Source organism: Flavobacterium sp. (genome assembly GCF_035456085.1).
GTDB lineage: Bacteria > Bacteroidota > Bacteroidia > Flavobacteriales > Flavobacteriaceae > Flavobacterium.
In genome coordinates, this window is record NZ_DATIDY010000081.1 from 21,692 (window position 1) to 33,829 (window position 12,138).

9 protein-coding genes are annotated in these 12,138 nt (G+C 32.1%); 6 read left to right on the plus strand and 3 right to left on the minus strand.

All coding sequences use genetic code 11. The features are described from left to right. Positions 1 to 54 precede the first annotated feature (54 nt). Positions 55 to 741: a response regulator transcription factor gene (locus tag VLC96_RS06040; RefSeq protein ID WP_325261339.1), complete on the minus strand. Its 687-nt coding sequence runs from the start codon at positions 739 to 741 to the stop codon at positions 55 to 57. Beyond that, complete coding sequence (locus VLC96_RS06045; RefSeq protein WP_325261340.1) at positions 734 to 1,846, minus strand: sensor histidine kinase; 1,113 nt, start codon at positions 1,844 to 1,846, stop codon at positions 734 to 736. Before VLC96_RS06045 ends, VLC96_RS06040 begins: the two co-directional genes overlap by 8 nt. A 322-nt stretch (positions 1,847 to 2,168) precedes the next feature. Between VLC96_RS06045 and panB the strand changes: the two genes are divergently transcribed. The 6 genes from panB to ypfJ all read left to right on the plus strand — a co-directional run bounded on the left by panB (position 2,169) and on the right by ypfJ (position 11,157). Further along, positions 2,169 to 2,987: a 3-methyl-2-oxobutanoate hydroxymethyltransferase gene (panB, locus tag VLC96_RS06050; RefSeq protein ID WP_325261342.1), complete on the plus strand. Its 819-nt coding sequence runs from the start codon at positions 2,169 to 2,171 to the stop codon at positions 2,985 to 2,987. Positions 2,988 to 3,077: 90 nt separating this feature from the next. After that, the gene (locus tag VLC96_RS06055) at positions 3,078 to 3,767 is read left to right on the plus strand and encodes an RluA family pseudouridine synthase (RefSeq protein WP_325261344.1); all 690 of its coding nucleotides are present in this window, start codon (positions 3,078 to 3,080) and stop codon (positions 3,765 to 3,767) included. A 66-nt stretch (positions 3,768 to 3,833) separates the two neighbouring features. Next, a complete protein-coding gene (locus VLC96_RS06060; RefSeq protein WP_325261346.1) occupies positions 3,834 to 5,165 on the plus strand; it encodes an aldehyde dehydrogenase in 1,332 nt (443 codons plus the stop codon). Between the two features lie 195 nt (positions 5,166 to 5,360). Next, positions 5,361 to 6,152: a DUF2189 domain-containing protein gene (locus VLC96_RS06065; RefSeq protein ID WP_325261348.1), complete on the plus strand. Its 792-nt coding sequence runs from the start codon at positions 5,361 to 5,363 to the stop codon at positions 6,150 to 6,152. A 697-nt stretch (positions 6,153 to 6,849) separates the two neighbouring features. Continuing rightward, positions 6,850 to 10,239 carry a PAS domain S-box protein gene (locus tag VLC96_RS06070; RefSeq protein ID WP_325261350.1) on the plus strand — a complete coding sequence of 1,130 codons (3,390 nt, stop codon included), beginning with the start codon at positions 6,850 to 6,852 and terminating at the stop codon, positions 10,237 to 10,239. A 60-nt stretch (positions 10,240 to 10,299) separates the two neighbouring features. Next, the gene (gene ypfJ / locus VLC96_RS06075) at positions 10,300 to 11,157 is read left to right on the plus strand and encodes a KPN_02809 family neutral zinc metallopeptidase (RefSeq protein WP_325261352.1); all 858 of its coding nucleotides are present in this window, start codon (positions 10,300 to 10,302) and stop codon (positions 11,155 to 11,157) included. Positions 11,158 to 11,260: 103 nt separating this feature from the next. On the opposite strand, the gene VLC96_RS06080 is transcribed toward ypfJ, so the two are convergent. Beyond that, positions 11,261 to 12,067, minus strand: a complete 807-nt coding sequence (locus VLC96_RS06080; protein ID WP_325261354.1) for a ThuA domain-containing protein — start codon at positions 12,065 to 12,067, stop codon at positions 11,261 to 11,263. Between the last annotated feature and the right edge of the window lie 71 nt (positions 12,068 to 12,138).

A 12,138-nucleotide genomic window follows, 5' to 3' on the forward strand; every position in this document is an offset into this window, starting at 1 on the left:
ATACAAAGTGTAGAGGACTTTGCATTGTATTTAATTTCAGTATTTTAAATTGATTTACCCTGTACTAAAACGGTATCCTACACCAGATTCGGTGATGATGAATTTAGGATGATTTGGATCTTCTTCAATCTTTTTTCTAAGTTGTGCCACAAAAACCCGCAAATATTGGGTTTGATCTACATAACTGTTTCCCCAAACCTCTTTCAGTAAATAGTGATGTGTTAATACTCTCCCTTCATTTTTTACAAAAATGGAAAGCAAATTGTACTCGGTGGTCGTAAGTTTCAAAATTTCATTATTCAGCCTTACCACCCTAGACGCTAAATCAATCGAAACAGAACCAAACTCAAATGCAAGTCTTTTTTCTATGCTTACTGAATTTCGCAAGGCAGTCCGAATTCTAGCTAGTAATTCTTGTGTACGAAACGGTTTAGTCAAATAATCGTTTGCTCCATTATCTAGTGCTTTTACAATTTCATTTTCGGAGTTTTTTACAGTCAAAATGATGATTGGGTTGTTGTACCATTCACGCAAACGTTTCAGAACCACTTGTCCATCCTCATCAGGCAAACCCAAATCAAGAATGACCAAATCAGGCTGATGATTGGCAACCATAGACAATCCTTCTTTTGCATTGACAGCAAAAATTGTTCGGTATTCATTAGAATCCAACGTTATTTCAAGTAGTTTCCTAATTTGAATTTCATCATCAATTACCAAAATTTGGGCACTATTACTCATTTGAAATTTCTTTAGTATTCATTGTTAAAGTTTGGAAACTGAGTATAAAAACTGAACCTCCTTCTTCCCTGTTTTCTAGTCTTACTTTTCCGTGTTGGGCTTCGACAAAACCTTTTACAATAGATAACCCAAGCCCGGTTCCACCTGTTTTGGAATTTTGAAGACGGTAAAATTTATCAAACACTTTATCAATTTCATTTTCAGGAAAACCAATACCGTCATCAGCTATTGTGATCACACAAGGCAATATTTTATCAGGATTGTATTCAAAATCAGCATCCACATTGTACGAAACTTTAATTTCGATTTTGGCTCCTTTGGGTGTATATTGGGAAGCATTAAAAACCAAATTATAAATAATCTGTTGCATCAATCCATAATCTAATTTAAAAAGTGGTAAATTCTCATCTGTTTTCACTGTTATTCTATGAAATTGCAAATCGTCTTTTAGTTGATCCAAAACATTATAAATCAATTCTTCCAAATCACACCAATCCATTTTAGGCTCAATAACACCCGATTCGAGTCGGGACATATTCAATAGATTTTCTACCTGATGATTCAATCGCAACGAAGCTTTTTCAATTTCAGAATATAAACTCTCTTTATTTACCTCGGAAATATGCACCGATTTACTCTGAATGGTATCTATGGCGCCCATTATTGTTGAAATCGGTGTTCTCAATTCATGCGATAACGAGTCCAATAATGCATTGTAGAGTTTCATGGTGTTCACTCTGACTTCTTTGATTTGCAATACCTTTTCGGCTCTTCTGATTTTATGGGTCAAAACTGCATTTACAAGGGTAATAATAAAAAACAAAACCAACAATAATGAATCTTCGGCATTACTGATATGTAAAGTATAATAAGGCTTAATAAATAAAAAATTTAATATTAATGCACTCAAAACCGCACTAAGCAACAACGGCAAAATTGCCAGAAACATTGAAAGTACCGAAACCACCACCAATAGAATATAACCAACAATTTTATAGTCCAAATAATCTCGGATAAATAAACACAATGAAGCGACTGTAACAACAGATAAAACGCTTATTAAGTATTGGTTTTTAATCTTTATTTGATTCAAAATACTGCTCATAACCTTAGTATTTATTTGATGAAACAAAGTTATATCATATCATGTAAGTATTTTATAATATAACAAAGCCACATATAAAGATTTTATAAAGATTTAGTTTTGGTCTAGATTAATTAAAACATCCGAATAACAACCAATTTAGCAAGCAAATTTCACCGCAAGAATTCTTTAAAAAGCCCCCATTAAATTGCCAATATCACAATTTGACCTGTCTTCAATCTCATATTCTTTATGAAAATCTAATTTAGAAAATTCTATTTATTACTTTTGTATTCTCAAAAAACAAAATCAATCCGAAGAATCGGAATAAAACATAAATAAAATGTCTGCAATAAAAAAAGATTACAAAAAAGTCACCACAAAGTCTCTAATTGAAATGAAAACCAATGGTGAAAAAATATCAATGCTTACCGCATATGATTATACCATGGCCAAAATTGTAGATACGGCTGGGATAGATGTAATTTTAGTTGGTGATTCTGCTTCAAACGTAATGGCGGGTCACGAAACCACTTTACCTATTACCTTAGATCAAATGATTTACCATGCATCATCAGTAGTTAGAGCTGTTGACAGAGCTTTGGTAGTTGTTGATTTGCCTTTTGGAAGCTATCAATCAGATTCAAAAGAGGCGTTGCGATCTTCAATCAGAATTATGAAAGAAAGTGGTGGTCATGCGGTAAAATTAGAAGGCGGAAAAGAAATAAAAGACTCTATCAAAAAAATCTTAAACGCAGGAATTCCAGTTATGGGACATTTGGGGTTAACTCCTCAATCTATCTATAAATTTGGAACATACTCTGTACGTGCCAAAGAAGAAGCCGAAGCCGAAAAACTAATAGAGGATGCCAAATTATTACAAGATTTAGGGTGTTTTGCATTAGTACTTGAAAAAATTCCAGCTTATTTAGCACAAAAAGTAGCTGAAAGTATTTCGATTCCAGTTATCGGAATCGGAGCTGGCGGCGGCGTTGATGGTCAAGTATTGGTCATTCATGATATGTTGGGAATGAATAACGAATTCAGTCCACGTTTTTTAAGACGTTATATGAATTTATACGAAGGAATGACTTCTGCTATCAGCCAATATGTGGAAGATGTTAAGTCCAAAGATTTCCCGAACGAGAAAGAACAATATTAAGACACTAAGATACTAAGTTTCTAAGTTTCTAAGCTGCTAAGTTTTTTTTATCTTAGGAACTTAGGAACTTAGTAGCTTAGAAACTAAAAAATGAAATTAATTTCAAACAAAAATAATCTCCAAATTTTACACGAAGACAATCATCTTATCGTGGTTAATAAGCGCGTAGGTGACATTGTTCAAGGAGACAAAACGGGAGATAAACCGTTAAGCGACGTTGTAAAAGAATACATTAAAGACAAGTATAATAAGCCAGGCGAAGTATTTCTTGGCGTTGTTCATCGATTAGACAGGCCAACAACTGGAATCGTGGTTTTTGCCCGTACCAGTAAGGCTCTGACTCGCATGAATGAATTATTTAGTAGCCGGGAAACCAATAAAACCTATTGGGCAGTGGTCAAAAACAAGCCTGCCAAACAAGAAGATAAACTCGTTCATTACATCAAACGGAACGAGAAAAATAACACTTCCAAAGCGCATCTTAAAGAAGTTCCAGACAGCAAAATGGCCAGTTTAGAATATAAAATTATTAAAGAACTGGATAATTATTATGGCCTTGAAATTTTACTACATACAGGAAGACATCACCAAATAAGGGCACAACTTTCTGCAATCGGATCGCCTATCAAAGGGGATTTAAAATACGGTTTTGACAGAAGTAATCCTGATGGCGGCATTCATCTTCATGCTCGAAAACTGGAATTCATCCATCCTGTTTCCAAAGAAAAAATAAGCATTATCGCTCCTACACCAGACGACGTTATTTGGAAAGCCATTTAATTTTTCAATTGGAAAAGAATTTTATTCTAAATTTACTAATGCATATGATTTAAAACTTTTTTTACCATGAGTTACAAATTAAATATTAGTACCAGAAAAGAAGCTTTAATAAAATTATTGGATGAAATTATCAAACGCGAAAATGAAATCATTCAAGCATTGTACGAAGATTTTAAAAAACCTCCCTTTGAATCGATTGCAACCGAAACCAGTTATACCATTTCTGAATTAAAAAATACCATTAAGAATATTGAGAAATGGGCAAAAATTAAAAATGTATTCCCTTCAATACTCAATTTTCCTTCTACAGATTATATTGTAAAAGAACCTTACGGCAAGGTTTTAATCATAGCTCCGTGGAATTATCCGTTCCAATTGGCAATGTGCCCAATGATTTCGGCAGTTGCAGCTGGGAATCAAGTTGTATTAAAACCCTCTGAATTGACTCCAAAAACATCAACTATAATTCTAAAAATAGTATCTAAAGCATTCCTCCCTCAACATGTAAAAGTAATTGAAGGCGGTGTAGATGTCACTCAAAAATTACTCGCCAAACGCTGGGATTATATTTTCTTTACAGGAAGTGTGGCAGTTGGTAAAATCGTTGCCAAAGCTGCCGCTGAACATCTCACACCGGTAACATTGGAACTTGGCGGAAAAAACCCCTGCATTATTGATGAAACTGCTAATTTAAAACTTGCGGCTAAAAGAATTGTCTGGGGAAAATTCCTGAATGCAGGACAAACTTGTATTGCACCAGATTATATTTTGATACAGGAAGAAATGAAAAGCCATTTTGTTGATTATATGAAAGATGAAATCACAAAAGCTTATACTGAAAATCCAAAAGACTCTCCCGACTTTGCCCGTATTATAAACGAAAAAAACTGGCATCGTTTAGTAAGTATGATTGAACCAAAAAAAGTAATTTTTGGCGGACAAACTGTCATCGAAGATCTTTATATAGCGCCAACATTAATTGAAGAAAATAACCTAGACAGTTTAATAATGAAGGATGAGATTTTTGGTCCTTTGCTTCCCATAATCACCTATAAAGAAGAAAAAGAATTAGTCAAAATCATATCAAAATACGAAAAACCTCTTGCTCTCTATGTATTTAGCGACGACAGAAAATTTGCCAGAAAAACAATTTTGGAACATTCATTTGGAGGCGGTTGTGTAAACGATACTGTAATTCATTTTGCCAATAAAAGACTTCCGTTTGGCGGTGTCGGTCATAGCGGAATTGGTGCTTATCATGGTCAGATGAGTTTTGATACATTCTCGCATCATAAAGGAATTGTGAAAAAAGCAAATTGGCTGGACCTAAATCTAAGATATGCTCCTTACACAAATAACAAAATAAGTACGCTAAAAAAAATATTAAACTGGTTATAACAACCAAAAATTATCAAAGCTCTAAAAATAACCTAAAACAGGTACTCTCTTTTTTAAACATAAAAAAAACAGTAAATTTACGTCCTGATTTATAAAGAAATACAACAATCTGGTTGTAAACGAAAGAATCATAATAAACCTTTTTAATTACCGTTTTAAAAAAACACATTACTTACAACAACTAATCATATATACATGAAAAGAACTTTAGAAAAACTAGAAGATATTGAGAAAAATGGATTCCAAATTGATTTTGGAAATGTTTTTAATCACGCTTTTGAGAATTATAAAAAAATTGCATTATATGCTGGGTTAGTACTATTTATCTTTATAGTTTTATTTATAGTTGTTGCAACTGTTTCGCTGGTTTCAATTCTGGGAATTGCCCAAATGACTGAGGAATTAACTCCAGAAAAACTTCAAAATCTTTCTGAAGAGAATTTACTGATTATTGGCGCTATTATGACTATTGTTTCGTCATTGCTGAGTCCTTTTCAAGCCTCATTTTTAAAAATGGCTCATCATGGAGACAGAGACGAAAACTTTCCAGTTTCTTCTTTATTTTCTTATTATAAATATCCTTATTCAAAAGAAATAATTCTTGCCACTTTTCTAATTTTAACAGCAAGTTATATCCAATCAAATTTATTTGTACACTTTAAATTTGAATTTACTGGTTCAATTATTTCGTATTTTATATCATTTATAACAATACTTACAATTCCATTAATAGTTTTTGGAAAATTAGGAGCTATTGATGCTATAAAACATAGTATTAAAATTGTTTTTAAACAGCCATTTGTGCTTTTAGCACTTATGATTGTTGCTGTAATTGGATCTTTTGTTGGATTTATAGGTTGTTGCATTGGTATATTTTTTACAATGCCATTTCTTTATTCTATGAATTATGCTATTTATAGCGCTATTGTTGGAATTGACGATTCTGAAGAAAATGCAAAAACACAACACAACGACCTGAATTATTAAACATTAAAACAAAAAATAGTTACACCCCCTAGAGACTATGACATTATGTTGTGAATTTTTATTGTTTTTCAACACCAGCTTTTCTTTACCGAGTTCAGTTTACGCTGCTATGCCATTAAGTTTGGTACACAATCTTTTCATATTACTGATACATAGAGATACATTTTTGTTTATAATGTTCTTTCTTCTAGCGGTTGCTGTTTTTTATTTCAATACCAAAATAAATTCAACTTTAAAACGAATTGATAATCTTCCAAATAAAGAATCTGAAAAAAGAGAATACCAACTCTATCTATTGTACCTCGGTTTAATCCTTCCATTGGTAGAAATTGTATTTGAGTTGTTTAAAGTTCGACCGCAAAGTCTACTAGTGTACAACTTTACAATTGGTTTTGTGTTTTTGCTGATTTTTTTAATAAGCGAAAAGTCAAAATATGTATATGATAGACTCCAAACCATATTTACCTTTTTGTTTTGTATTTATATTTCCTTAACAGCATTCAATATCGTTTTTTTACCAAATGATCTCATTCCAACATTTACCTTCAATTTAGCATTTTTCTTTTCTTATATAATTATCAAACCCATACAAAAATATTGGGTCTTTTGTGGCTGTATTTTCTCATTTATACTCTTTACTCTTTATTTTGATTTAATACCGCTTAATAAAGCTATTATCCTTATTTGTTATGCTATAATGGCATTTATAATTAATCACATTCGGTATATCTCAATTTTTAGGATTCAGGAAAAGGTTAATTTTACCAATCAAATTGTAAATAAAGGAAACTCACTCACAATAGCTACAAATAAATTAGGCGAAATAACTTTTTGCAGTGATACTATTACATCAATTTTGGGTTATACTCCGGATGAAGTTATGGGATATGGCTTTTGGGAGCTGACTGAAGATCCAGAATTTATTAGAGAAGATTACCATAAAAACTTTGTTGACAACCGTTTATATGTTCGCAAATTGAAATGTAAAAATGGCGAATACAAATTCATTCAATGGATTGATAAACAGTTTGCTGAGGATTCTATTATTAGTATTGGTCAAGATATTACTAATGAAATAAAAATAAGAAAACAGTACGAAACCTTAATCCAAACAGCAGTTGATATCATTTTTGAAGCTAATGCCAAAGGGAGATTTACGTTTGTGAATGATTATGGAATAAAAGCTTTAGGGTATTCTAAAGAAGAATTACTAAACAAAGATTTTTCTTCAATAGTCAGAAAAGATTACATCACCAATACGTTGAGCTTTTACCAAAACATTTTGGATATTGAAGAGAATTTTACCACGCTCGAATTTCCTATCATCAAAAAAGACGGAAGCGAAATTTGGATTTCCCAAAATGTTTTTGTCAGAAGAAATAGTTTTGGAGAAATCGATGGCTATTCCGGAATTGCCAGAGATATTACGCTATTAAAAAACATAGAAGACGAAAAATTAAAAAGACAATATAAGATAGAAAAATACAGCAAAACGCTCAAAGATCTTGCTGTATTAAATCATTCCAATACTGATAATTTCGATCAGACTATTAGCAATATTTTACAAATAACTGCCAAAGCTTTGGATATAAACAGAGCCGGATACTGGTTATATGATGTGAACAAAATTGTATGTAAAAAGCTTTATGAGTCTGGAATCGATGTCGACACTCAAATTGAATTTTATAAAGATGAAAATATAGATTATTTCAAAAAAATCGAAAATAAACTTCAAGTCGTTCAGTCTGATATTAGATCGTATACAAACAACAATGACATAAAAAACAATTATGTTTATACCAACAACATATTTTCAACTCTTGATACACCCGTTTTTATTGATGGCGTATTAAAAGGCATCCTTTCATACGAATCGACAGATCATGTCAAAAACTGGGATAATGAAGATATTAATTTTGCCAAATCAATCTCAGATTTAATTGTTATTGCATTAGCATCTCAAATGAGGTTAGAAATAGAACGAAAATTAGCTTACAAAAGTGAGTTGCTGTTTGTAATAAATAAAAACACTAACCAATTTTTACTGGAAAAGAGATCCAAAAACCTTATCATGGGAATAATAAATGAGCTTGGAAAAGTAACCAACTCAGGACGTATTTCTTATTTCAAAAAAAATCCAAGAACAAATTTATTTGACCAAAAGTATATGTGGACAAATGAGAAACGAGATTTTGAAGAAGTTTTTCCGATATTTCAAAATCTGGAGTTTAGTGAATTTAGTGATAATCTAAAAGACTTATCTCCAACGCAATTCTTGGAAGCTATTATAAATAACATGAAAAACGAAGCAGATAAAATGCGTTTAAGGAATTTAAATCCTGATTCATTGTTATTTCTACCTGTTTTTATAAAAAATGAATTTGATAGCTTTTTCGCATTTGATAATTCTATCAGCAAGCGAGTTTGGACCTCAGATGAGATTTCGATTTTACAATTATTAGTCAAAAATATTTCATCGTCAATTGAACGTAATATTAATGAATCGATTATCGAAGAAAGTGAAGAACGATTCCGTTTATTGGCTAATAATATTCCGGGAACTGTTTATTTATCTAATTATGATGAAAAATATTCGAAAATTTACCTCAACGATGAAATTGAAAAGCTAACAGGTTATCCAAAATCTGAGTTTTTAGAAAATAAGATTTACTACATTGACTTAATTTTTCATGAGGATTTAGAATGGGTTTTAGAAAAAAATAAAAAAGCACTACAGGAAAAGGAAGCGCTACATGTTATTTATCGAATTGTTCATAAAAATGGCTCAATCGTTTGGGTTGAAGAATTTGGGGATTCTATTTTAAAAAATGGTCAAATTGCTTTTATGGAAGGAATTCTTATCGATATCACCGAGAAGAAAAAGAATGAGTCTATCCTGAAAGAAAAAGAACTCGCAGAAGCAGCAAACAAAGCAAAATCGGAGTTTTTGGCCAATATGAGCCACGAAATACGAACTCCATTAAACGGAATTATTGGGTACACCGATTTATTGATGAATTCTAAACTCGAAAATACCCAAAAAAAATACATGAATACCATTAATCAATCGGCCAATATTTTATTGGAAGTAGTTAATGATATACTTGACTTTTCGAAAATTGAATCTGGTAAATTAGAACTTAATATAGAGAAATACTGCATTGAAGATATCATCCTTCAAATAAAAGAATTAATCAATTATCAAGCTCGTAAAAAGAAATTAGAAATAAACTATATTATTAATGAGGATGTCCCAAAATACATTTGGATCGATTACATCCGACTTAAACAAGTATTGATCAATCTGTTAACGAATGCAATTAAGTTTACACATACCGGAAGCATTACATTGACTATTGCAGCTTTAGAGGCTCATAAAAATCATACAACTTTGCGATTTTCAGTAAAAGATACCGGAATCGGAATTCGAAAAAGCAATCAAAAAATTATATTTCAGGCATTTTCGCAAGAAGATAGTTCGACAACCAAAAAATTTGGCGGAACAGGATTGGGATTAACAATTTCGAACCAGTTATTGAGTTTGATGAATAGTAAGCTACAAATTAATAGTCAGTACAAGGTAGGAAGTACTTTTTTCTTTGATATAAAATTAAAAAGCAGTAATAAACTCAAAAAAGATAAATCACTTGAATCTCAAAAAGATACATCAGAAAATCGTATCTTACAATTTGAAAATCAAGAGCCAAAAATATTAATTGTCGAAGATAATAAAATCAATATGCTGTTGACTAAAACATTAGTCAAACAGATTATTCCAAAATGCATCATTTACGAATCTGTAGATGGTGAAAAAGCGCTCGAAAAAGTAAAAGAAGTTATTCCGGATATCATTTTTATGGATATTCAAATGCCTTTGATTAATGGTTATGAAGCCACCAAACAAATTCGAAAAATACCTAAGTTGGAAGATATTATTATCATTGCTCTGACAGCTGGAACGATAATGGGAGAAAAAGAAAAATGCATTGAAGCTGGTATGAATGACTATGTTTCTAAACCGATAGTAAAGAAAACGCTGGAAGATATTTTAGAAAAATGGTTAAAACCCAAAAGTATAATTTCATAAATCTATTTTTTCTATAAATTATCATTAAATTAATAACTAACATCTAAATTGTATAAGGCTATGAAATGGATTGGAAGAAGACAAAGTGATAATGTGGAAGACCGCAGGGGAATGTCCACAGGTGGAAAAACAGTTGTAGGCGGAGGAGTAATTGGGCTTATTATTTTGCTGGTAAATGCTTTTGGTGGTGAAAACGCTCAAATAATTACTCCAGTATTAGAACAATTCAACCAACCAACTACCCAAGGCGAAAGTAGACCATTGACCGAAAAAGAAAAAACAGAAGGTGAATTTGTAAAGACGCTTATGGCCGATAATGAAGACGTTTGGTCAAAAATTTTTAAAGAAAATGGCTTGACTTTTGAAGCTCCAAAGCTCATTCTTTTTAGCGGTCAAGTTGAAACTGCTTGCGGAGGTGCTAGTTCTGCATCTGGACCTTTTTATTGCCCGGGAGACAAAACGATTTATATGGATATGACATTTTTTGATGAACTAAGAACCAAATTTGGAGCCGAAGGCGGTGATTTTGCAGTAGCTTATGTAATGGCACATGAATTTGGACATCATATTCAGACGTTACTGGGAACTTCAAAAAAAGTACGCCAATTACAAGAAAACAAAAGCGAAACTGAAGGCAATAAACTGTCTGTTGCTTTAGAATTACAAGCCGATTTCTATGCTGGTCTTTGGACACATTATAATGAAGCCCAAAACAAAATGCTTGAACCTGGAGATATTGAAGAAGCTTTGAGCGCTGCAAATGCCGTTGGTGATGATGCAATTCAGAAAAAAATGCAGGGGCAGGTTGTTCCCGATTCTTTTACACACGGAACTTCAGAACAAAGAATGGATTGGTTTAACAGAGGTTTCAAAACCGGCGATATCAAAAGAGGAAATACTTTTGACGAATTGAATTAAAATAAAAATCTTTCTGTGTTCGATATTTTAGAAAGTTATAAAATCATAAATGCTCCACTATATTTTGAAATAAAGTGGAGCATTTTAAATTTAAAAACATTCGTTATAAGCCTTTTCCAGTGGCAGCATAATAAATTCCGCCATATAAATGCTCTAGGAACCAATGATTTTTGTACACATTATCAATATGCCCAAGAGCGGTGTAAAATGATCTTCCGCCATCAAATTCATGATACCAGGAAATAGGATGAAAGTCTCCCATTCCATTCCCTACCCTATCAATCGGTTTTCCTTTTGCATCTGTATCTCGACCTTTCCAAACTGTTTTTGGGTCGTATGTTTTTTCATCAACGGCGATCAGGTATTTTAAACCCGAAACTTTTTCCGGACCAAATTCGTACCATTCATCTGTCCATAAAAGTGAATTTGGAAAACTTTCCAGACCTGGAAAATCATGATTTAAGATTTTGAGTTTTGCGGTTTGCTGACTTGGATGAATATGAAACATTCTTCCAACAAGTTTGGTGTACCATTCCCAGTGATATTCCGTATCGGATGCGGCGTGAATCCCCACAAATCCTTTGCCTGAGTGGATAAATTTTTGAATGGCAAGTTTTTCACTTTCATCAAAAATATCATCAGTAGTACTCAAAAAGATTATTGCTGCATAATTCTTTAATTTATCTTCTGTAATCTTTTGTGCATTTTGTTGTCTGTCAACTTCAAAATTGTGAGTAGCTGCTAAATCATTTATTGCAACGACTCCAGATTCAATCGATTCATGATACCAACCTTTGGTTTCTGTAATCAGCAAAACTTTAAATTGTTTTTGTGCTAAAATCAAATTGGAAAACATTAAAAAGACCATTAAGAATCCAATTCGTTGAGAATAATTTGTTCTAAAAATCATATTTGTGTATTTACTATTTAGTATTCTTCAACATAGTTACGATTTCAAATTCATTATTCAAAATTTTTGGC

Coding starts and splice junctions, on each gene's coding strand:
- ypfJ (WP_325261352.1), top strand. CDS start 10,300: ATGAAATGGATTGGAAGAAGACAAAGTGATAATGTGGAAGACCGCAGG.
- VLC96_RS06080 (WP_325261354.1), bottom strand. CDS start 12,067: ATGATTTTTAGAACAAATTATTCTCAACGAATTGGATTCTTAATGGTC.
- VLC96_RS06040 (WP_325261339.1), bottom strand. CDS start 741: ATGAGTAATAGTGCCCAAATTTTGGTAATTGATGATGAAATTCAAATT.
- VLC96_RS06065 (WP_325261348.1), top strand. CDS start 5,361: ATGAAAAGAACTTTAGAAAAACTAGAAGATATTGAGAAAAATGGATTC.
- panB (WP_325261342.1), top strand. CDS start 2,169: ATGTCTGCAATAAAAAAAGATTACAAAAAAGTCACCACAAAGTCTCTA.
- VLC96_RS06070 (WP_325261350.1), top strand. CDS start 6,850: ATGGCATTTATAATTAATCACATTCGGTATATCTCAATTTTTAGGATT.
- VLC96_RS06060 (WP_325261346.1), top strand. CDS start 3,834: ATGAGTTACAAATTAAATATTAGTACCAGAAAAGAAGCTTTAATAAAA.
- VLC96_RS06055 (WP_325261344.1), top strand. CDS start 3,078: ATGAAATTAATTTCAAACAAAAATAATCTCCAAATTTTACACGAAGAC.
- VLC96_RS06045 (WP_325261340.1), bottom strand. CDS start 1,846: ATGAGCAGTATTTTGAATCAAATAAAGATTAAAAACCAATACTTAATA.